Raw genomic sequence first — 19,676 nt, forward strand, 5'->3', positions numbered from 1 at the left:
CGCGGTGACGGCCGTCCTGCGGATCCTGCTCCGCCGCGTCGCCCTGCTCGTGCCGCTGATGCTCGGCATCGTGCTGTTCGTGTTCCTGGTGATGCGGTTCTCGGACGTCGACCCGGCGTCCGCGTTCTTCCAGGGCGCCAACCCCACCCCGCGGCAACTGCACGACTTCCGCGAGGAGCACGGCCTGCTGGACCCGCTGCCGGTGCGCTACGCCGGGTTCGTCGCCGACCTGCTCCATGGCGACCTGGGCACCAGCGCGCTGACCCGGGCGCCGGTGATCGACCAGGTCACCACCGCGCTGCCGCTCACCCTCCAGCTCACGTTCCTCGGCCTGGGCATCGCGGTCGTGCTGTCCCTCGTGGGCGGGGTGACGGCGGCGATCCACCGGGACCGGCTGCCCGACCAGATCATCCGGGTCGTGTCCCTGACCGGTGTCGCCGCGCCCGGCTTCTGGCTGGCGCTGCTGATGATCCAGTACCTGGCGGTCGACCTGGGCTGGTTCCCGACCGGCGGCTACATCAACCCGGCGGACTCCTTCACCGGCTGGCTGAGGACCATGACCCTGCCGGCCTGCGCGCTGTCGCTGCCGGTGGCGGCCCAGCTGACCCGGATCGTGCGGACGGCCGTGGTGGAGGAGCTGGACAAGGACTACGTGCGGACCGCGATCGGGAGCGGGCTGCCGCCGCGGGTGGTGGTCGGGCGGAACGTCCTCAGGAACGCCCTGATCAATCCCCTCACCGTGCTCGGTCTGCGCGTCGGCTATCTGCTCGGCGGCGCGGTCGTCATCGAGACGATCTTCTCGCTGCCGGGCATGGGCAAGCTGATGATCGACGCCGTGAAGAACGGCGATCCGGCCGTCGTCCAGGGCGTCGTGCTGACGACGGCGGCCGGGTTCGTCGTCGTGAACCTCGTCATCGACGTCCTGTACCTGCTGGTCAACCCACGACTGAGGGACGCAACCCCATGACGACCCGCAAGAGTCTCACCGCGGCGCTGTCCCGGCCCGGCGTCCGGCTGCGCGGCTGGCGCCGGCTGCCCCTGCTGTCGAAGGCCGCCGTCTGCTTCCTGGCGGTCGTCGTCCTGATGGCGCTGCTCGCGCCACTGCTCGCGCCGCACGACCCGCTGGACCAGCAGCCGCCGGCCGACGGCACGGGGCACCCGTCCGCCGGGCACTGGATGGGCCAGGACAGCCTCGGCCGGGACATCCTCAGCCGGCTGATGTACGGGGCCCGCTGGTCGCTCGCGATCGGGCTCGGCGCGACCGGGCTGGCCCTGGTGGCCGGCGCGCTGCTCGGGGCGATCGCGGCGACCTCCCGCAAGGCGGTCGACGAGACGCTGATGCGCTGTCTGGACGTGGTGATGGCGTTCCCGGGCATCGCGCTGGCCGCCGTGCTGGTCGCGGTGTTCGGCGGTGGCATCACGGTGCTGATCTGCGCGATCGCGTTCCTGTTCACGCCGCCGGTGGCGCGGGTCGTGCGGGCGAACGTCCTCGACCAGTACGGCGAGGACTATGTGACGGCGGAACGGGTGATCGGCGCGCGGACCCCGCACATCGTGCTGAAGCACGTGGCGGTCAACTGTGCCGCTCCGGTGCTGGTGTTCTGCACGGTCCAGGTGGCCGAGGCGGTCGTCTTCGAGGCGTCGCTGTCCTTCATCGGGGCGGGCGTGCGGCCGCCCGACCCGTCCTGGGGCAGTGTCATCGCGGACGGCAAGAACATGGTGCTGACCGGCGGCTGGTGGGCGACGGTGTTCCCCGGGCTGCTGATGCTGGTCACGGTGCTGTCGCTGAACATCCTCTCCGAGGGCGTGTCCGACGCCTGGGCGGCCCCGTCCGCCCGCGAGGTGGACGTACCGGAGGACGACGACCGGCTGGAGGCGCCGGAGCCCGGCAGCGGGGACGTCGTGCGGCTGCCCGGACTGGCGGAGGCCGCGCAGCGGTTGCGGGCCCGGGCCCGCCGGCTGCCCGGGGACGGGCAGCCCGTGCTCGCGGTGGAGAACCTCGCCATCGGCTTCGACCGGCGGCACGGCGGCGTCGACGTCGTGGACGGCATCAGCTTCGAGGTGCACCCCGGCGAGGTGCTCGGGCTGGTCGGCGAGTCGGGCTGCGGCAAGTCGCTCACCGCGCTGGCGGTCATGGGCCTCCAGCCGAAGGGGGCGCGCGTCAGGGGCCAAGTCCGTTTCCAGCAGCGGGACCTGCTCGCCGAACCGATGCGGGTGCGCCGCAAGCTGCTCGGCCACGAGATGGCGATGATCTACCAGGACGCGCTGTCGTCGCTGAACCCGGCGATGACGATCCGCGCGCAGCTCAAGCAGCTCGTGCGCCGCGGCGGGCACCGCGGTCCCGCCGAGCTGCTGACGATGGTCGGCCTCGACCCCGGGCGCACCCTGCGCAGCTACCCGCACGAGCTGTCCGGCGGGCAGCGCCAGCGCGTGCTGATCGCGATGGCCCTGTCCCGCGACCCGAAGCTCATCGTCGCGGACGAGCCGACGACGGCCCTCGACGTCACCGTGCAGGCGCAGGTCATGGAGCTGCTGCTGCGGCTGCGCGAGGAGCTGGGCTTCGCGCTGATCCTCGTCTCGCACGACCTGGCGCTGGTCGCGGACGTCACCGACCGGGTGGTGGTGATGTACGGCGGGCAGATCGTGGAGACGGGCGTGACGGCCGACCTGGTCGGGTCTCCGGCGCACCACTACACGCGCGGGCTGCTCGGCAGCGTGCTGTCGCTGGAGTCGGCGCAGGAGCGGATGACGCAGATCAGGGGCGTCGTGCCGTCCCCGGCCGACTTCCCCGCGGGGTGCCGCTTCGCCGGCCGGTGCACGCTCGCCACCGGGATCTGCCGTACGACGCCCCCCGGCCCGCTGGGCACGCCGACGCACACGGCGGCCTGCCACCACCCCGCGATCGACCTGGTCACCTCGGAGGTCGTGACGTGAACGCCCTGGTGGAGCTCTCCGGCACGCACGTCGTGCACAAGGCCCGCAGCGGCGGCCTGTTCACCCGCGACCGCGTGTACGCCCTGACCGGTGCGGACCTGGCCATCGCCCCCGGAGAGACCATCGGCGTGGTCGGCGAGTCCGGCTGCGGGAAGTCGACACTGGCCAGGGTGCTGGTCGGGGTGGAGCGGCCGACTCGGGGGACGGTGTCCTTCCGGGGCAGGGACCTGTGGGCGATGCCGGCCGCCGAGCGCCGCCGGGCCGTCGGCGGCAGCACCGGCATGGTCTTCCAGGACCCGTCGACGGCCCTGAACCGCCGGATGACCGTCCGGCGGATCCTGCGGGACCCGCTGGACGTGCACGACCGGGGCACTCGTGCTCAGCGTGAGGAGAGAGTCAGGGAGTTGATGTCCCTGGTGGGCCTCCCCCGGGCCCTCGCCGACGCCCTGCCGGGGCAGCTGTCGGGCGGGCAGCGCCAGCGCGTGGCGATCGCCCGGGCACTGGCCCTGGACCCGGACCTGGTCGTGGCGGACGAGCCGACGAGCGCCCTGGACGTGTCGGTCCGGGCGCAGATCCTCAACCTCCTCCTCGACCTGAAGGAACGCCTGGGTCTGGCCCTGGTGTTCGTCTCGCACGACATCCAGACGGTACGGCGGATGAGCGACCGGGTGATCACCATGTACCTGGGCCGGATCGTGGAGGAGACCCCGGCCGCCCTGGTCACCGACCGGGCCCGGCACCCGTACACCCGGGCCCTGTTCTCCGCCACGCCCGGCCTGCTCGACCCGGTGGACCCGATCCCGCTGGCGGGCCCGGTCCCGTCGGCGACCCGTCCGCCGAGCGGCTGCCCGTTCCGCACCCGCTGCTGGAAGGCGGACGGGACGTGCGCGGAGCGGATGCCGGACTTCTCCGCCGCGTCGGCGCCCGCACACCGCTTCCGCTGCCACCATCCTGTCCGGGAGGACGAGTCGACCCGTGACCTCGTCCACCGGCGCGATCCGATGGAGGCCCCATGACGCTCACCCCGCTGACCGGTGTCATCCCGCCCGTCTGCACGCCCCTGACACCGGACGGCGAGGTGGACGTCCCCTCGCTGCTCAGGCTCGTCGACCATCTGATGGCCGGCGGGGTGCACGGACTGTTCGTGCTCGGCTCGACCTCGGAGGCCGCGTTCCTGCCGGACCGGCGGCGCCGGCTGGTCGTCGAATCGGTGACGGGGCATGTCGGCGGGCAGCTCCCGGTACTGGCCGGGGCGATCGACATGACGACGCCCCGGGTCCTGGACCATGTGGCGTCGGTGACGGCGGCGGGCGCGGACGCGGTCGTCGTCACCGCCCCGTTCTACGCCCGCACCCACCCGGCGGAGATCGCCCGCCACTACCGCGCGGTCGCCGCGGCGAGCCCGGTCCCGGTGATCGCCTACGACCTGCCCGTCGCCGTCCACACGAAGCTGCCGGCCGACGTGGTCCTGGAACTGGCCGCGGACGGTGTGGTGGCCGGGCTCAAGGACTCCAGCGGCGACCTCGCCGCCTTCCGGCAGGTGGTGACCGGCGTCCGGGAGCGCCGGGGCATCACCGGCTTCAGCGTGCTGACCGGTTCCGAGCTGGTCGTCGACGCGGCCCTCGCGATCGGCGCGGACGGCACGGTGCCGGGCCTCGGCAACGTCGACCCGCACGGGTACGTCCGCCTGGACGGCCTGTGCCGTGCCGGGGACTGGGACGGGGCCCGTGCCGAACAGGAGCGCCTGTGCGCGCTGTTCGGCATGGTGGGCGTCGGCGACCCGGCCCGGATGGGCCCGAACTCCTCGGCGATCGGCGCCTTCAAGGCCGCGCTGCACCTGCGCGGCGTGATCGACTGCCCGGCGACGGCACAACCGCAGATCCCGCTGTCGCCCGACGAGGTGGAGCAGGTCGGCAAGCACCTGACGGCGGCGGGGCTGCTCTGAAGCCCGCCTTCAGACGCTCCCCGGTGTCACCAGGCCCGACTCGTAGGCGACGATGACCAGTTGGGCCCGGTCGCGTGCCGCCAGCTTGCCCATGATGCGGCTGACGTGGGTCTTCGCGGTGAGCGGACTCAGGCCCAGCGCGTTGGCGATCTCCGTGTTGTTGAGGCCGCGTGCGACCAGGGCGAGCACCTCCCGCTCCCGGCCGGACAGGCACTCGGGCCCGCCGGTCGCCGGGGCGGAGGGGCTGCGCAGGAACCGCTCGATGAGCCGTGCCGTGGGCCCGGGCGACAGCAGGGAGTCCCCGGCGGCGACCGTGCGGATGGCGTCGAGGAGTTCGGCGGGCCTGGTGTCCTTGACCAGGAACCCGGAGGCGCCGGCCCGCAGCGCGTCGACGATGTTCTCGTCGGTGTCGTACGTGGTGAGGACGAGCACCCGGACGCCCGCGAGGTCCTCGTCGGCGGCGATGAGCCGGGTCGCCTCGATGCCGTCCAGGTCGGGCATGCGGATGTCCATCACGACGAGGTCGGCGCGTGCGCCGCGGGCCAGTTCCACGGCCTGCCGGCCGGTGGCGGCCTGGCCGACGACCTCCATGTCCCGGGCGGACTCCACGAGCATCGCGAACGCCTCCCGCACCAGGGTCTGATCGTCCGCGAGCAGCACCCGTATGGTCATCCGTCCCTCTCCCCCGTCGTGGTCAGCGGCAGGGCCGCGGTGACCTCGAACCCGCCCCCGGTACGCGGTCCGGCGTCGAGTGTGCCACCGACGCTGCGGGCCCGCTCCCGCATTCCGACGAGCCCGAAGCCCGGGGTGCCGCCCGGGGCCGGGCCGGTGCCGTCGTCGCGGACCGACAGGTGCAGGACGCCCTGCCGCTCCGCCAGTTCGACGTGGACGGCGGGTTCGGGCCCCGCGTGCCGTACCGCGTTCGTCAGGGCCTCCTGCACGATGCGGTAGGCGGCGGCGCCCACGGCGGGCGGTGCCTGCCGTATCCGGACGGTCTGCTCGACCCGGGCACCGGCGAGCCGCGCGGCCTCCGCCAGATCGGGCAGTCCGTCGAGGCCCGGCAGCGGGCCGCGGGCGTCCGGGGAGTCGTGCTCGCGCAGCACCTCCAGCGTGGTGCGGAGTTCGCCGCGGGCGCTGCGGCAGGTCTCGGCGATGTCGTCGAGGGCCTTGGCGACCGTCTCCCGGTCGAGCCGCTCGGGGTCGGCCGACAGGACGTGGGCGGCGACGGAGGTCTGCACGCCGATGAGGGTGATGCTGTGGGCCAGCAGGTCGTGCAGGTCCCTGGCGATCCGCAGCCGCTCCTCGGCGACGCGCCGCCGGGCCTCCTCCTCGCGGGTGCGTTCGGCGCGTTCGGCGCGTTCCACGATGGAGGCGACGTACTGGCGGTAGAAGCGCACGTCGACTCCGCAGAACAGCACGGCGACGACCCAGCCCGATATCCGGAGCACCTCCAGCGCCTCGTGCATGCTGACGGTGAGCATCACGCTGACCGAGAGGCCGATGACACCGACGCCGACCACGACGGTGCGCAGCGGGCGGCCGGTGACGGCGACGGTGTAGAGGGCGATGTACGTCGCCGGGGTCGGCGCCGCATGGGTGTTGTCGAGCGCGTGGTAGGGCGCGACGCACGCCACGACCGCGAGCAGCACGAGCAGCGGGCGCCGGCGCCGCCAGGCGATCGGCACGTTGCAGGCGGCCAGCAGCGTCCAGCCCAGCGCGTCGGGCCGGCGCCCGTCGTCGACGAGCAGGGCCAGGGCGAGGGCGAGAACGCCGGCGGCCACGGCGAGCAGCGCGTCGTTGCGGAGGGCGTTCGGGGCGGTCAGCGGATCGCGGTTGATCGCGGCCATGATCCGCTCCGCGGGACGCGACCAGGCCGCCGTCGTGGTGGGTGCCTGCACAGGCGTCATCCTCGGCGAGGAAGGCGTCCCTCCGGGAGGGGAGGGACGCCTACGGTCGGTCAGGGGGCGTTCGCGGCCACGGGCTCGCGCTCCGGCGGCGTGGCCGTCGGCTCCGGTGTGCTGGAGAGCCTGCCCGGCCACCACATCCGCCGCTTGAGCAGCACGCTCGCCGTGGTCACCAGGTACGTACGCACCAGGAAGGTGTCCAGCAGCACCCCCACGGCGATGACGAACCCGAGTTCCACCAGCCCCACCATGGGCAGCGTCGTCAGGACCGCGAAGGTGGCCGCGAGCACCACCCCGGCCGAGGCGATGACCCCGCCGGTCGTGCGCAGGGCGGTGAGCGCCGCGGCCTCCGGCTCGGCCCCTCGCACGGACTCCTCCCGCATCCGGTGCATCAGGAAGATCCCGTAGTCCACCCCGAGGGCGACCAGGAACACGAAGGACAACAGCCCGAGCCCGGGATCCGTCCCGCCGAACCCGAGGACCGGCTCGAACACCAGCCCTCCGATGCCGAGGGCCGCTCCCCAGACCGCGACCACCGCCGCCAGCAGCAGCAACGGCGCGACGAGGCTGCGCAACAGCCCGACCAGGATGACGAACACGGCGGCCAGTACCAGCGGCACGATCACCTTCCGGTCCCGTGCCTCGCTCTCGGCCAGGTCGATCTGCTGTGCGCTGAGCCCGCCGACGTACGCGCCCTCGGGGTCGATCCCGGCCCGCAGTGCCTCGATGGTGCGGGTCTCGGCCGGGGTCTGAGGAGCCGCCGTGGTGAAGACGGCGATCTCGGTCCACCCCGCCCCGCTCCGCCCGGGAACCACCTCGGCGACCCCCGCGGTGGCCCGGGCCCGTTCGCCCACCGCCTCGGCCCGCTCCCCGGGCGCGATGACGGTCACGGGCCGGCTGCTGCGCTCGGGATACTCCCGTGCCAGCGTCTGCATCGCGGTGATGGACTCGGGCCGTTCGGTGAAGGAGTCCTCCTGCTTGATGGACCCGGACAGGTTCAGCGTGCCGAGCGCGAGCGCCCCGAGCAGGACGCCTCCCGTGACGAGCACGGTGACGGGCCGCCGTGTCGCCGAGGTGCCCATGGCGGCGAACAGCGACCGCCGGGCCTTCGGCTCACTCCCGAACGCCGGGATCAGCGGCCAGAACACCCGCCGTCCCAGCAGGACGAGAACCGCCGGCAGCAGGGTCGTCATGGCGACCAGCGCGGCGAGCACCCCGACCATGCCGACCGGCCCCATGCCGCTGCTGCTGTTGAGGTCCGCGGCGAGCAGACACAGCAGCCCGGCGGCGACGGTCCCCGAGGAGGCGAGGATCGCCGGCCCGCAGCCGCGCAGGGCGGTGCTCATGGCGTCGTACGGCCGCTCGTGGCGCCGCAGTTCCTCGCGGTAGCGGGAGATGAGGAGCAGCGCGTAGTCGGTGCCGGCGCCGAGGACGAGCACGGTCATCACGCCGCCGCTCTGGCCGGTGACGGTGACGTCGAACAGTTCGTGCAGCCCGTACCCGGCGGCCATCGCCACGGCGGCGGCGATCCCCGCCACGGCGAGCGGCACCAGCCACAGGAAGGGGCTGCGGTAGATGAGGACGAGCAGCACGGTGACGACGCCGAGGGTGGCGAGCAGCAGCGTGGCGTCGAGCGTCTCGAACACCTTGTTCATGTCGGTGTTCAGCGCACCGGGCCCGCCGACCTCGGCGCTCAGCCCGCCGCCGCCCCCGGCGATGTCCCGCACCCCGTCGACGAAGGCGTCCCGGGCTTCCTCGTCCTGGCCCGGCTGGGTGCTGCTGACCGGGTACATCAGGGTGGAGCCGTCCTTCGACGGGATGCCCCGCGGCTCTCCCGTCAGGTCGTAGGCGCCGCTCACCTCGGTGATCTGCCGGTCGGCGGTGCGCCGGTCGGCGTCGGTCAGGCCGCCGTCCCGGTGGTAGACGACCACCAGGTCGGTCGACTCACCGCCCGGCAACTCGTCCTGGATGCGCGCCACCTGGGTCGAGTCGGCACTGTCGGGCAGGTAGTCGACCGCGCGGTTCTGCTGGATGTCGGCGAATTTGCCGGCGAGCGGCCCGACCAGCACGAGCGCGGCGAGCCAGAGCCCGACCACCACCCAGGGCACGGCCCGCCTGCGCCCGGTACGCGTCCTTACGGCCCCCATGAGTCCGGCTCCCTCCGGTCGGGTGTCTGGATCGGTCTCCAGACTCCCGCCGGGCGGGTGCCGGTTCGTCGGGCGTGAGGTCGAGTCGGGGCCTACTGCGGGGGGCGGTCCGGGCCGCGCGTTACTCCCCGGGGAGTAACGCCGGGGGCCCTACGAGGGGGTGCGCGCGGCCTCCGCCAGCAGCCGGGTGACGTCGTCGGAGCAGATGGTGAGCGCCGCCCCGACCGTCGCCAGTACGTCCCGCTCGGCCGGGGTGTACGGCCCGTCCGCCAGGGCGATGCGGGCGCCCTGGAGCAGGATCGATTCGCGGCCGACGGTGGCGAGGTGCGGGGCGAGCGGGTCCAGCGCCTCGTGCAGCTCTATGGCCAGCCCCGCACCGCAGGGTTCGCCGGTGATCCGGCCGGTGTCCGCCTCCAGCGCCTCGACGAGCGCGGCCAGCTGCTCCTCCGTGCAGTCGTCGAAGCCGGCCGCGCGCACGGCGAGGACGGCGGCCTCCAGCGCCGTACGGGATCCGGCGCCGCCGGCCGCCAGTACGGCGAGGGCGACGGTGTGCACGGCGTCGCGGAGCATCGCGGAGAAGCGGATGGTGGTCGGATGGTCGAGGACGTCGGCGCCGAAGTGGCGGCGGCAGGCCGCGCACTCCACGACCGGGCCGGTCTCGCCGCGCGGCAGCACGGGCAGGCCGAGCAGGGTGAAGCGGCGCTGTCCGGTCAGCCGCTGGTAGTTGCGGTCGCCGCCGCAACCGGGGCAGAAGAACTCGCCGTCACCCGCGGCCGTCCACGCGGTGCGGGTGCCCAGGATGCGAGAAAGCCTGGCGGCATGGCCGTTTCGTCCCCGTCCTGGCAGCACGTCGCACCTCCGTCACGCAGCACGGCAACGTCGCCGCGCTTGCGTGATGTTAGCCACATCGGAGACGAGGAGTCAGCACCCCGGAGGAGACCTTTCCGTGACCTCCACAGACAATGGCCGGTATGCGACGGGGCTCCGCCCGCCGGACATCGGCGGACGGAGCCCCTGAGGCGTCGGTGAACGGCCGGTGGCCGCGGACCCGTACGGCTGGTCAGCGAGCCGCGCGGTTGACGGCCGAGACGACGGCCTTCAGCGAGGCCCGCGTGGTGTTCGCGTCGATTCCGATCCCCCACAGGACCTTGTCGCCGATCGCGCACTCGATGTAGGAGGCGGCCTGCGCGGAGGCGCCCTCGCTCATCGTGTGCTCCTGGTAGTCCAGCAGGCGTACGTCGATGCCGACGGACTGCAGGGCGTCGAAGAAGGCCGAGATCGGACCGTTGCCGGAACCGGTCAGGACGGTGTCCTGGCCGTCGACCGTGGCCTCCACCTTCAGCGTGTCCACGCCGTCGGTGTCGGTCGTCGACTGGTTGTTCTTGACCTGGATCCGGCCCCACGGGTTCTCGGGGTTGGGCAGGTACTCGTCCCGGAAGACCGACCAGATGTCCTTCGGCGTGACCTCGCCGCCCTCCGCGTCCGTCTTGGCCTGGATGAGCTTGGAGAACTCGATCTGCATCCGGCGCGGCAGTTCCAGCTTGTGGTCGTTCTTCAGGACGTAGGCGATACCGCCCTTGCCGGACTGCGAGTTGACCCGGATGACCGCCTCGTAGGAGCGGCCGACGTCCTTGGGGTCGATGGGCAGGTAGGGGACGGCCCATTCGATGTCGTCGACGGTGACGCCCTTGGCGGCGGCGTCGGCCTCCATGGCGTCGAAGCCCTTCTTGATGGCGTCCTGGTGGGAGCCGGAGAAGGACGTGTAGACCAGGTCGCCCACGTACGGGTGGCGCGGGTGGACGTCCATCTGGTTGCAGTACTCCCACGTACGACGGATCTCGTCGATGTCGGAGAAGTCGATCTGCGGGTCGACGCCCTGCGAGAACAGGTTCATGCCCAGGGTGACCAGGTCGACGTTGCCGGTGCGCTCGCCCTGGCCGAACAGGCAGCCCTCGACGCGGTCGGCGCCGGCCATCAGCGCCAGCTCGGCGGCGGCGACGGCGGTGCCACGGTCGTTGTGCGGGTGGATCGACAGGCAGACGTGCTCGCGGCGGGAGAGGTTGCGGCCCATCCACTCGAAGCGGTCGGCGTGCGTGGAGGGCGTGGAGCGCTCGACGGTCGCCGGCAGGTTCAGGATGATCTCGCGGCCCGGGCCGGGCTGCCAGACGTCCATGACCGCCTCGCAGACCTCCAGCGCGAAGTCCAGCTCGGTGTCGGTGAAGATCTCGGGGCTGTACTGGTAGCCGAACTCGGTCTCGGCGCCCAGCAGCTTCTCCGCGTACCCCATGACCAGGCGCGTGCCGTCGACGGCGATCTGCTTGATGTCGTCCTTGGAGCCGCGGAAGACGACCCGGCGAAAGACGGGCGCCGTGGCGTTGTACAGGTGGACGGTCGCGCGCTTGGCGCCCTTCAGCGACTCCACCGTGCGCTCGATCAGGTCCTCGCGGGCCTGGGTCAGTACGGAGATGGTGACGTCGTCGGGGATCGCCCCGGGCTCCTCGATGATGGAGCGCACGAAGTCGAAGTCGGTCTGGCCGGAGGCCGGGAAGCCGACCTCGATCTCCTTGTAGCCCATCTTGACCAGCAGGTCGAACATGGCGCGCTTGCGGGCCGGCGACATGGGGTCGATCAGGGCCTGGTTGCCGTCACGCAGGTCGGTGGAGAGCCAGCGGGGGGCGGTGGTGACGCGGTTCTGCGGCCAGGTGCGGTCCGGGATGTCGACCTGCTCGTAGCGGCCGTACTTGTGGATCGGCATGGAACTGGGCTGCTGGCGGTTCGCCATGATGCGGGGGCTCCTCAGGGGTGTCCGGAAGGACGGCCGACGACGCAGCACCAAGCTCCGCGGGGAGGGAGTCGGCCTCGACTACAGGCCCTCGCCGCGGCAGCTAAGGAGAAGCAGCCCGAAACGCATGATGCGCAGCATGCTAGCCGAGCCTCTCCCCGGCGCGTGGGGTCGTATCAGTATGCGGGACTCGACACGCAAACGGGACAAAAAGTGCGCTATCCCACTTCGCCATAGCACCCGCCACGGAGCGTGAGGGTCGTTGTCCCGGTATTTCACCAATCATGGTGGCGACTAGTGACAGTTTCGTCACGCAGTGCAAGGGTGCCGGGCATGACGACTCACGGGGGCTTCGAGCCCGTCTTCTGCACCATCGTCCCGCCTCATGTCCTCGACAAGCTCGCCCAGGCCGAGGACCCCGCACTCGCCCGTCCCGCCCGCCGCACCCTGCAGCGCGACGCCTTCGAGCGCACCCAGCGCCGCCTCACCACGGTCATCGGCGCGACCGCCGTCGCCGCCGTCGCCGACGGCAGGCCGCAGCGCACCGTCCACGACGCCCGGCACGGCACCGACCTGCCCGGCCACAAGGTCCGCGGCGAGGGCGACAAGCCCGGCAAGGACGCCACCGTCAACCGCGCCTACGCCGGTCTCGGCGCCACCTTCGAGCTGTTCCTCCAGGCCTACCGGCGCGACTCGATCGACGGGAACGGCCTCCCGCTCAACGCGACCGTGCACTACGACCGGGACTACAACAACGCCTTCTGGAACGGCGAGCAGATGGTCTTCGGCGACGGGGACGGGGAGATCTTCCTCGACTTCACCATCCCGATCGACGTCATCGGCCACGAACTCGCACACGGCGTCACGCAGTACACGGCCAACCTCACCTACTTCGGCCAGCCCGGCGCGCTCAACGAGTCCCTGTCGGACGTCTTCGGCGCCCTGATCAAGCAGTACACCCTCGGCCAGACCGCCGCCGAGGCCGACTGGCTGATCGGCGCGGGCCTGCTCGCCCCGCGGGTGACGGGCACGGCGCTGCGCTCCATGAAGGCGCCGGGCACGGCGTACGACGACGACGTCCTCGGCAAGGACCCGCAGCCCGCGACGATGGACGACTTCGTGCGCACCGGCCGCGACAACGGCGGTGTCCACATCAACTCGGGCATCCCGAACCACGCCTTCTACCTCGCGGCCACGGCCCTCGGCGGCCACGCCTGGGAGCGGGCCGGACAGGTCTGGTACGACGTGCTGACCGGCGGCGAGCTGAGGCAGGACGCGATGTTCGTCGACTTCGCCACGCTCACCGTCAAAGCCGCCCGGGAGCGCTTCGGGGACGGGGAGGAGCTGGACGCCGTGGCGAAGGGCTGGGAGCAGGTCGGGGTGCGGACCCTGTAGTTCCGTACTAGACAGGTGCCATGCGTATTCAGGTGCGGCGCACGGGCGGGTTCGCGGGCATCGAGCGGTATGCCGAGGTGGACACCTCGGGCCGGCCCGATGCCTCCGAGTGGCACGCGCTGGCCGAGGAGGCCCTGGCCGCCGGCCGGAGCACGCCGCCGGTCGGCGTCCCGGACGGGTTCAGCTACCAGCTCACCGTGGACGGCACGACGGTGTACTGCGCGGATCCCCGGCTGACGGACGAGCAGCGGAAGCTGATCTCGCGGGTGCTGAAGGAAGGGGCATGACGGGTCCGCGTCACCGGCCGGGCAACAGCTCCTTGCCGCCCGGCCGTTGACTTCCGTTACCGCCGGTACGGATGATCCACCGCATGGCGACTGACGCAGGCAACCCGATCCCCCGCTTCCCGGCCGGCTTCCTCTGGGGCGTGTCCACCTCCGCGCACCAGATCGAGGGCGGCGCGGACGAGCGCGGGCCGTCCGTGTGGGACGCCTTCACGGCCACGCCGGGACAGGTGAAGGACGGCTCGACGGCGGCGGTGGCCTGCGACCACGTCCACCGTCACCGCGAGGACGTGGCGCTCCTGGCCGAGCTGGGCGTGAACGCCTACCGCTTCTCGGTCTCCTGGCCGCGCGTGCGGTCCGACAAGGGCCTGGACTTCTACGACCGGCTGGTGGACGACCTGTGCGCGGCGGGCGTCCGCCCGGTGCCCACACTGTTCCACTGGGACCTGCCGGCGGACCTGGACTGGCTGGAGCGGGACACGGCCGAGCGCTTCGCCGAGTACGTGTCCCTGGTGGCCGGCCGCCTCGGCGACCGTGTGACGAAGTGGATCACCCTGAACGAGCCCGCCGAGCACACCCTGCTGGGCCATGCCCTGGGCGTGCACGCACCGGGGAAGCGGCTGCTGTTCGACGCGCTGCCGGTCGCCCACCACCAGCTGCTCGCCCACGGCCTGGCCGTCCGGGCCCTGCGCGCCTCGGGCGCCGCGGACATCGGCGTCGCCAACTCGCACGGCCCGACCTGGGCGGCGTCGACCGAGGCGCCGGACCTGGAGGCGGCGGACTTCTACGACCTGCTGCTCAACCGCCTGTTCGCGGACCCGCTGCTGCTGGGGCGGTACCCGGACGGCATCGGCGAGCTGATGCCGGGAGACGTGGAAGCGGACCTGAAGGTGATCGCCGAGCCGCTCGACTGGTACGGGATCAACTACTACGCCCCGACCAGGGTGGGTGCCCCGCAAGGCGCCGAGATCGAGTTCGGCGGGGTCACCATGCCCGCCGAACTGCCCTTCTCCGTCCAGGAGATCGAGGGCCGCCCGGTCACCGATTTCGGCTGGCCGGTCGTCCCCGAGGGCCTCACCGAGCTCCTCACCACCTTCCGCGACCGCTACGGCGACCGGCTCCCGCCCGTCGTCATCACCGAGAACGGCTGCTCCTACCCGGGCGTCGACGACCAGGACCGCATCGCCTACCTGGACGGCCACGTCCGGGCCCTGCACCGGGCCGTGGAGGCGGGCGTCGATGTGCGCGGCTACTTCGTGTGGTCCCTGCTCGACAACTTCGAGTGGGCGGAGGGCTACGCACGCCGGTTCGGCCTGGTCCACGTCGACTTCGGCACCCTGGAGCGGACCCCGAAGGCGTCGTACCACTGGTACCGGGAGCTGCTGCGCGCGCAGGCGCCTACGGCTTGATGCCCACCCCGGTCCACAGGCTGACCTCGGCGTCCGTCGGGGTGTCGCCCTGCACGGCGTCCGGGCGCCAGCGGTGGCCGACCGCGACGCCCGGCTCCAGCAGGTCCAGGCCGAGGATCTTCAGGCCGACCTCGGCCTTCTCCAGGCGGCGGATGGTCAGCGGGGTGGCGCGCAGGGCCTTGGCGGCGTCGTCGAGGGACAGGCCCGCGTGCTGCCGGGCCTCCTGGAGCCGGCGGCCCAGGATCATGCGCAGGACGGTGGGGGCACCGGCGCCGGTTCCTGGTCGCGGGTCGCTCACGCCGTTCCTCCTGAGGGGTCGTCATCGCCGCTGATCTTGCGAGGACTTGAACGATTCAGCGGATCGTTCCCCCGGGCGATACCGCCCTTCTGAAATTATCAGGGAGATGGTTGCAGCTTGAACTGCTCTCCGAGCATAGTTACTTGTGTGACCTGGGTTCCGGAAGCCCCAACCCCCACATCCGGCCGGTCCGTTGTCCGCTCGCCCCTTCCTCGACTTCGCCCACCCCCCACGGAAGGCGATCGCCGTGTCCCCCCACACGACATCCACTCCCCGGTTCCTGGACGCGGTGCGCCCGGACCGCACCGACTGGCTGGAGCTGCCGCCGCAGCGGACCAGTGTCAGAGCCGCCCGTCATGCCATGCGCGCGCGGCTGGCCGCGTGGCAGGTGTCCGAGGAGGCGTGCGCGAACGCCGTGCTGCTCGTGTCCGAGATGGTGACCAACGCCGTGCTGCACACGCTCAGCGAGCGGATCCTGTGCGGCGTCCAGCTGATGACGGACGCGCGCTTCCGGCTGGAGGTGCACGACGGTGACCTCACGGGCCGCGGCATCCCCGACCGCTGCCCCGGCCCCGGCCCCGACGACGAGAACGGCCGCGGCCTGCTGCTCGTACGGGAGATAGCCGACAGCTGGGGCATCACCCGCTCGACCCTCACGGGCGGCAACGCGGTGTGGGCGAGCCTCGGGACGGCTCCATAGCGCGGTGCGGGGCCTCACGAGGCCGGGCCTTGCGCAACCCTGCCCCGCGGGGCCTCAGAACCCCAGCTTGCGCAACTGCCGCGGATCCCGCTGCCAGTCCTTGGCGACCTTCACGTGAAGGTCGAGGAAGACGGGAGTGCCGAGCAGCGCCTCGATCTGCTTGCGGGACTTGATGCCGACTTCCTTCAGGCGCTTGCCCTTGGGGCCGATGATGATGCCCTTCTGGCTGGGGCGCTCGATGTAGACGAAGGCGTGGATGTCGAGGAGGGGCTTGTCGGCGGGCCGGTCCTCGCGCGGGAGCATCTCCTCGACGACGACCGCGATGGAGTGCGGCAGCTCGTCGCGGACGCCCTCCAGCGCGGCCTCGCGGATCAGCTCCGCGATCATGACCTGCTCGGGCTCGTCGGTCAGGTCGCCCTCGGGGTAGAGCGCCGGGCCCTCCGGCAGGAGCGGGACGATCAGGTCGGCCAGCAGGCCCACCTGCTTGTCGCCGACCGCCGACACCGGGACGATCTCCGCCCACTCGAAGCCGAGTTCCTTGCCGAGCTGGTCGATCGCGATGAGCTGCTCGGCGAGCGTCTTGCCGTCCACCAGGTCGGTCTTCGTGACGATCGCGATCTTGGGCGTCTTCTTGATGGACGCCAGTTCCTTGGCGATGAAGCGGTCACCGGGACCGAGCTTCTCGTTCGCCGGCAGACAGAAGCCGATCACGTCGACCTCGGCCCACGTCGTGCGCACGACGTCGTTGAGCCGCTCCCCCAGCAGCGTGCGCGGCTTGTGCAGGCCCGGGGTGTCGACCAGGATCAGCTGGGCGTCCGGGCGGTGCACGATGCCCCGCACGGTGTGCCGCGTCGTCTGCGGCTGGTTCGCCGTGATCGCCACCTTCTGGCCGACCAGAGCGTTCGTGAGGGTGGACTTGCCCGCGTTGGGACGGCCCACGAAGCAGGCGAAGCCAGCCCTGTGGACAGCTCCGGCCGGCTCTTCGGATGACTGGGTACGAACGCTCATGCCGCCCATTCTCCCTGATCCCCGGAGCCGCCCCGTACCGGACGCCCTCCGTGAGCTTCTCGAAACCCTCACGCAACGAAACGTCACGGAAACACACCCGTACGCAACCGGAAACGCAGGCCGGTGAACCTCTGACGAGCCCCCCGGAGCCCCCACCCGCTGGAGACACCGTGACCCTGGCCGCCGCTGGCGCCGACACCGGCGACACCGCCTGGCTGCTCGCCGCCACCGCCCTCGTCCTGCTGATGACCCCGGGCCTGGCCCTGTTCTACGGCGGCATGGTCCGTACGAAGAGCGTGCTCAACATGCTGATGATGAGCTTCGTGTCGATCGCCCTGGTCACGGTGGTGTGGCTGGCGGCCGGCTACTCGCTCGTCTTCGGCGAGGACGCCGCCGGGGGCCTCATCGGCGGGCTCGACCACCTCGGCATGAGCGGCCTCGGCCCGGACAGCGTCCAGGGCACGGTTCCCACCGTCCTCTTCGCCACCTTCCAGCTCACCTTCGCGATCATCACGGCCGCCCTGGTCAGCGGCGCGGTCGCCGACCGGGCGAAATTCGGCGCGTGGCTCGTCTTCGTGCCGGTGTGGGCACTGCTCGTATACGTTCCGGTCGCGCACTGGGTGTGGGGCCCGGGCGGCTGGATCCTGGAGCGGCTGGGCGCGCTGGACTTCGCCGGCGGGCTGCCCGTGGAGATCGTCTCCGGCGCCTCGGGGCTGGCGTTGTGCCTGGTCCTGGGCCCGCGCATGGGCTTCAAGAAGGACGCCATGCGCCCGCACAACCTGCCCATGGTGATGCTGGGCGCCGGTCTGCTCTGGTTCGGCTGGTTCGGCTTCAACGCCGGCTCCGCCCTCGGCGCCAACGGCCTCGCGGCCGCCGCGTTCCTCAACACCCTCGCCGCGGGCTGCACCGGCCTGCTCGGCTGGCTCTTCGTGGAGCAGAAGCGCGACGGCCACCCCACGACCCTGGGCGCCGCGTCCGGCGCGGTCGCCGGTCTGGTCGCGATCACCCCGTCGTGCGGGTCCGTCTCGCTGCTCGGCGCGCTGGTCGTCGGACTCGCCGCCGGTGTCGTCTGCTCGTACGCGGTGAGCTGGAAGTTCAAGCTGAACTACGACGACTCCCTGGACGTCGTCGGCGTCCACCTGGTGGGCGGTGTCATCGGCACGCTCCTCATCGGCGTCTTCGCCGTCGAGTCGATGACGGGCGGCACCGAGGGCCTCCTCTACGGCGGCGGACTCGGCCAGCTCGGCAAGCAACTGGTGGCCGTGGTCGTGGTGGCGGTGTACGCGTTCGGTGTGACGTACGGGATCGCCAAGCTGATCGACGTCACGATGGGCCTGCGCGCGAGCGAGGAGCAGGAGCAGACCGGCCTGGACCTTACGGTGCACGCCGAGACGGCCTACGATCACGGGGTCCTGGGCCACGGCGCCCCGGTCTCCTCCTCCGTCGTCCCCCACGCCCAGAAGGTCACCCCCCAGGCATGAAGCTCATCACCGCGATCGTCAAGCCGTACCGCCTCGACGAGGTCAAGAACGCCCTGCAGGAACTCGGCGTGCACGGCCTGACCGTCAGCGAGGCCAGCGGCTACGGCCGGCAGCGCGGTCACACCGAGGTGTACCGCGGCGCCGAGTACCAGGTCGACCTGGTGCCCAAGGTCCGGATCGAGGTCGTCGTCGAGGACGCGGACGCCGACGCCGTCATCGACGCGGTCGTGAAGGCCGCGCACACCGGCAAGATCGGGGACGGCAAGGTGTGGGCGCTGCCCGTCGACACGGTCGTGCGGGTGCGGACGGGCGAGCGCGGCCCCGACGCGCTCTGAGCACCGGGGCCGCGTCGCTCTCGTTCTCAGTCGAACACGAACGGGCCCGGTGACTGCGGCCCGCTCGCCGTGCACGTGATGGTGATGCCGAAGACGGTCATCCTCAGCGAGCCGCCGAATGCCTCCAGGCTGTCGCCGGAGGCCACGGTGCCGCTGAGGGGGCCGACCTCGACGGGGGCGCCGGCGGCCATCGCCGGGTTCTCCGTGCCGGTGAAGTCGACGGTGCCGCCGCCGGCCTTCACCAGGGTGAGGGTGGACGTGATCGAGTCCTCTCCCAGCGCGATTGGCGCCGTGATCGCGGAGGACTTGACGGTGAGGGTGGCGGCAGTGCCGTCCTGCGTGGCGGTGAGTGTGGCCTCGCCGCTGCCGAAGGCGCCGCAGTCCGCGTTGATCGTCGCCGTCTGGGGGGTGACGGCGAGGGCTGCGGGGGCGAAGGCGAGCCCGGTGACCGCGAGGGCCCCGGCCGCCAGTGCCGCACCTGCTCCGATTCGCTTGCATCTCATGGGATTCCGGCTCCGTTTCCGTGGTGGGGGGACCGCTCGGCAGGTGAGTGCGGGCACGCTGCGCGAGAGCCGAACCTGACGGTCCGTCGGAACTTACGGTTCCATTGATGCGCGTGGGGCAGGGGGCGGCAAGGTTGAAAACTGGCCTAATTACCGGCGGTTACAGCGAAGTTCGGCCAACCCGTCAACCAGCGGTCACGGTGGTCCTGACCGTCCCGTCGGGCCCGGCCACCAGCACCGGCGTCCCCGCGCCACCGAGGTCCCGTACCGCCGCCCGGTCCTCCGCGGACGCGGTCTCCGCCTCCGTCACGACCGCCGCCGCCTCCAAGGACGTCGCGCCCGAGGCGACCGCCATCGCCACCGCCGTCTGCAGGGCACTGAGCTTCAGGGAGTCGAGGGCCACGGTGCCCGCGACATAGGTGCGTCCGGTCTCGTCCCGTACGGCCGCGCCCTCGGGCACGCCGTTGCGGGCCCGCGCGGAACGGGCCAGGGTGACGATCTTGCGGTCCTCGGGGTCGAGCGCGCTGCTGTCGGTCATGATCCGAGCATAC

At 71.9% G+C, this 19,676-nt stretch carries 19 protein-coding genes; 10 read left to right on the forward strand and 9 right to left on the reverse strand.

The genetic code is table 11. The features are described from left to right. The first annotated feature begins 4 nt into the window (after positions 1 to 4). From HNR57_RS06990 to HNR57_RS07005, 4 genes are read left to right on the forward strand one after another with little or no spacing between them, the layout of a single operon-like run. On the forward strand, positions 5 to 967 hold the full coding sequence (locus HNR57_RS06990; protein ID WP_184557760.1) for an ABC transporter permease: 963 nt from the start codon (positions 5 to 7) through the stop codon (positions 965 to 967). Beyond that, positions 964 to 2,934 (forward strand): dipeptide/oligopeptide/nickel ABC transporter permease/ATP-binding protein, encoded by a 1,971-nt coding sequence (locus tag HNR57_RS06995; RefSeq protein WP_184557763.1) that lies wholly within the window; start codon positions 964 to 966, stop codon positions 2,932 to 2,934. The genes HNR57_RS06990 and HNR57_RS06995 overlap by 4 nt, the downstream gene beginning before the upstream one ends. After that, a complete protein-coding gene (locus HNR57_RS07000; protein ID WP_184557766.1) occupies positions 2,931 to 3,950 on the forward strand; it encodes an oligopeptide/dipeptide ABC transporter ATP-binding protein in 1,020 nt (339 codons plus the stop codon). The genes HNR57_RS06995 and HNR57_RS07000 overlap by 4 nt, the downstream gene beginning before the upstream one ends. Beyond that, positions 3,947 to 4,879, forward strand: a complete 933-nt coding sequence (locus HNR57_RS07005; RefSeq protein WP_184557770.1) for a dihydrodipicolinate synthase family protein — start codon at positions 3,947 to 3,949, stop codon at positions 4,877 to 4,879. Before HNR57_RS07000 ends, HNR57_RS07005 begins: the two co-directional genes overlap by 4 nt. Before the next feature lie 9 nt (positions 4,880 to 4,888). On the opposite strand, the gene HNR57_RS07010 is transcribed toward HNR57_RS07005, so the two are convergent. From HNR57_RS07010 to leuA, 5 genes are all read right to left on the reverse strand, one after another. Continuing rightward, the gene (locus HNR57_RS07010) at positions 4,889 to 5,551 is read right to left on the reverse strand and encodes a response regulator (RefSeq protein ID WP_184557774.1); all 663 of its coding nucleotides are present in this window, start codon (positions 5,549 to 5,551) and stop codon (positions 4,889 to 4,891) included. Continuing rightward, the gene (locus tag HNR57_RS07015; protein WP_184557777.1) at positions 5,548 to 6,786 is read right to left on the reverse strand and encodes a sensor histidine kinase; all 1,239 of its coding nucleotides are present in this window, start codon (positions 6,784 to 6,786) and stop codon (positions 5,548 to 5,550) included. The genes HNR57_RS07010 and HNR57_RS07015 overlap by 4 nt, the downstream gene beginning before the upstream one ends. Positions 6,787 to 6,836: 50 nt before the next feature. After that, positions 6,837 to 8,930: an MMPL family transporter gene (locus HNR57_RS07020; protein WP_184557780.1), complete on the reverse strand. Its 2,094-nt coding sequence runs from the start codon at positions 8,928 to 8,930 to the stop codon at positions 6,837 to 6,839. 150 nt (positions 8,931 to 9,080) lie between these two features. Further along, on the reverse strand, positions 9,081 to 9,779 hold the full coding sequence (locus tag HNR57_RS07025; RefSeq protein WP_184557783.1) for a TerB family tellurite resistance protein: 699 nt from the start codon (positions 9,777 to 9,779) through the stop codon (positions 9,081 to 9,083). A 211-nt stretch (positions 9,780 to 9,990) separates the two neighbouring features. Beyond that, a complete protein-coding gene (leuA, locus tag HNR57_RS07030) occupies positions 9,991 to 11,712 on the reverse strand; it encodes a 2-isopropylmalate synthase (RefSeq protein WP_184557786.1) in 1,722 nt (573 codons plus the stop codon). Positions 11,713 to 12,045: 333 nt separating this feature from the next. Here leuA and HNR57_RS07035 point away from each other — a divergent pair, with 333 nt between their 5' ends. The 3 genes from HNR57_RS07035 (at position 12,046) to HNR57_RS07045 (ending at position 14,800) form a co-directional block, all read left to right on the forward strand. Then, the gene (locus HNR57_RS07035) at positions 12,046 to 13,107 is read left to right on the forward strand and encodes a M4 family metallopeptidase (RefSeq protein WP_184557789.1); all 1,062 of its coding nucleotides are present in this window, start codon (positions 12,046 to 12,048) and stop codon (positions 13,105 to 13,107) included. A 20-nt stretch (positions 13,108 to 13,127) separates the two neighbouring features. Then, complete coding sequence (locus HNR57_RS07040) at positions 13,128 to 13,394, forward strand: protealysin inhibitor emfourin (RefSeq protein WP_184557792.1); 267 nt, start codon at positions 13,128 to 13,130, stop codon at positions 13,392 to 13,394. Between the two features lie 83 nt (positions 13,395 to 13,477). Next, the gene (locus HNR57_RS07045) at positions 13,478 to 14,800 is read left to right on the forward strand and encodes a GH1 family beta-glucosidase (RefSeq protein WP_184557795.1); all 1,323 of its coding nucleotides are present in this window, start codon (positions 13,478 to 13,480) and stop codon (positions 14,798 to 14,800) included. Here the strand turns inward: HNR57_RS07045 and HNR57_RS07050 are convergent. Beyond that, positions 14,790 to 15,098: an SAM-dependent methyltransferase gene (locus HNR57_RS07050; RefSeq protein WP_184557799.1), complete on the reverse strand. Its 309-nt coding sequence runs from the start codon at positions 15,096 to 15,098 to the stop codon at positions 14,790 to 14,792. The genes HNR57_RS07045 and HNR57_RS07050 overlap by 11 nt on opposite strands. A gap of 247 nt (positions 15,099 to 15,345) precedes the next feature. Between HNR57_RS07050 and HNR57_RS07055 the strand changes: the two genes are divergently transcribed. Then, positions 15,346 to 15,798: an ATP-binding protein gene (locus HNR57_RS07055; RefSeq protein ID WP_184557802.1), complete on the forward strand. Its 453-nt coding sequence runs from the start codon at positions 15,346 to 15,348 to the stop codon at positions 15,796 to 15,798. A gap of 54 nt (positions 15,799 to 15,852) precedes the next feature. On the opposite strand, the gene era is transcribed toward HNR57_RS07055, so the two are convergent. Then, on the reverse strand, positions 15,853 to 16,815 hold the full coding sequence (gene era, locus HNR57_RS07060; protein WP_184557805.1) for a GTPase Era: 963 nt from the start codon (positions 16,813 to 16,815) through the stop codon (positions 15,853 to 15,855). Between the two features lie 161 nt (positions 16,816 to 16,976). Between era and HNR57_RS07065 the strand changes: the two genes are divergently transcribed. Together HNR57_RS07065 and HNR57_RS07070 are read left to right on the forward strand one after the other, a co-directional pair. After that, the gene (locus tag HNR57_RS07065; RefSeq protein ID WP_184557809.1) at positions 16,977 to 18,287 is read left to right on the forward strand and encodes an ammonium transporter; all 1,311 of its coding nucleotides are present in this window, start codon (positions 16,977 to 16,979) and stop codon (positions 18,285 to 18,287) included. Beyond that, positions 18,284 to 18,622, forward strand: coding sequence for a P-II family nitrogen regulator (locus HNR57_RS07070; RefSeq protein WP_033306329.1), 339 nt, complete (start codon positions 18,284 to 18,286; stop codon positions 18,620 to 18,622). The genes HNR57_RS07065 and HNR57_RS07070 overlap by 4 nt, the downstream gene beginning before the upstream one ends. A 26-nt stretch (positions 18,623 to 18,648) precedes the next feature. Here the strand turns inward: HNR57_RS07070 and HNR57_RS07075 are convergent, their stop codons facing one another. Continuing rightward, positions 18,649 to 19,125: a hypothetical protein gene (locus HNR57_RS07075; protein ID WP_184557812.1), complete on the reverse strand. Its 477-nt coding sequence runs from the start codon at positions 19,123 to 19,125 to the stop codon at positions 18,649 to 18,651. A gap of 184 nt (positions 19,126 to 19,309) precedes the next feature. Next, the gene (locus HNR57_RS07080) at positions 19,310 to 19,663 is read right to left on the reverse strand and encodes a cytidine deaminase-like protein (protein ID WP_062926780.1); all 354 of its coding nucleotides are present in this window, start codon (positions 19,661 to 19,663) and stop codon (positions 19,310 to 19,312) included. Positions 19,664 to 19,676: the final 13 nt, after the last annotated feature.

This window comes from Streptomyces paradoxus, assembly GCF_014202475.1.
GTDB lineage: Bacteria > Actinomycetota > Actinomycetes > Streptomycetales > Streptomycetaceae > Streptomyces > Streptomyces paradoxus.

Excerpts from the sequence above, each read along its gene's own strand:
- HNR57_RS07040 (WP_184557792.1), top strand. The coding sequence starts at position 13,128 with ATGCGTATTCAGGTGCGGCGCACGGGCGGGTTCGCGGGCATCGAGCGG.
- HNR57_RS07070 (WP_033306329.1), top strand. The coding sequence starts at position 18,284 with ATGAAGCTCATCACCGCGATCGTCAAGCCGTACCGCCTCGACGAGGTC.
- HNR57_RS07015 (WP_184557777.1), bottom strand. The coding sequence starts at position 6,786 with ATGACGCCTGTGCAGGCACCCACCACGACGGCGGCCTGGTCGCGTCCC.
- HNR57_RS07080 (WP_062926780.1), bottom strand. The coding sequence starts at position 19,663 with ATGACCGACAGCAGCGCGCTCGACCCCGAGGACCGCAAGATCGTCACC.
- HNR57_RS07020 (WP_184557780.1), bottom strand. The coding sequence starts at position 8,930 with ATGGGGGCCGTAAGGACGCGTACCGGGCGCAGGCGGGCCGTGCCCTGG.
- era (WP_184557805.1), bottom strand. The coding sequence starts at position 16,815 with ATGGGCGGCATGAGCGTTCGTACCCAGTCATCCGAAGAGCCGGCCGGA.
- leuA (WP_184557786.1), bottom strand. The coding sequence starts at position 11,712 with ATGGCGAACCGCCAGCAGCCCAGTTCCATGCCGATCCACAAGTACGGC.
- HNR57_RS07035 (WP_184557789.1), top strand. The coding sequence starts at position 12,046 with ATGACGACTCACGGGGGCTTCGAGCCCGTCTTCTGCACCATCGTCCCG.
- HNR57_RS07005 (WP_184557770.1), top strand. The coding sequence starts at position 3,947 with ATGACGCTCACCCCGCTGACCGGTGTCATCCCGCCCGTCTGCACGCCC.
- HNR57_RS07045 (WP_184557795.1), top strand. The coding sequence starts at position 13,478 with ATGGCGACTGACGCAGGCAACCCGATCCCCCGCTTCCCGGCCGGCTTC.
- HNR57_RS07075 (WP_184557812.1), bottom strand. The coding sequence starts at position 19,125 with ATGAGATGCAAGCGAATCGGAGCAGGTGCGGCACTGGCGGCCGGGGCC.
- HNR57_RS06995 (WP_184557763.1), top strand. The coding sequence starts at position 964 with ATGACGACCCGCAAGAGTCTCACCGCGGCGCTGTCCCGGCCCGGCGTC.
- HNR57_RS07010 (WP_184557774.1), bottom strand. The coding sequence starts at position 5,551 with ATGACCATACGGGTGCTGCTCGCGGACGATCAGACCCTGGTGCGGGAG.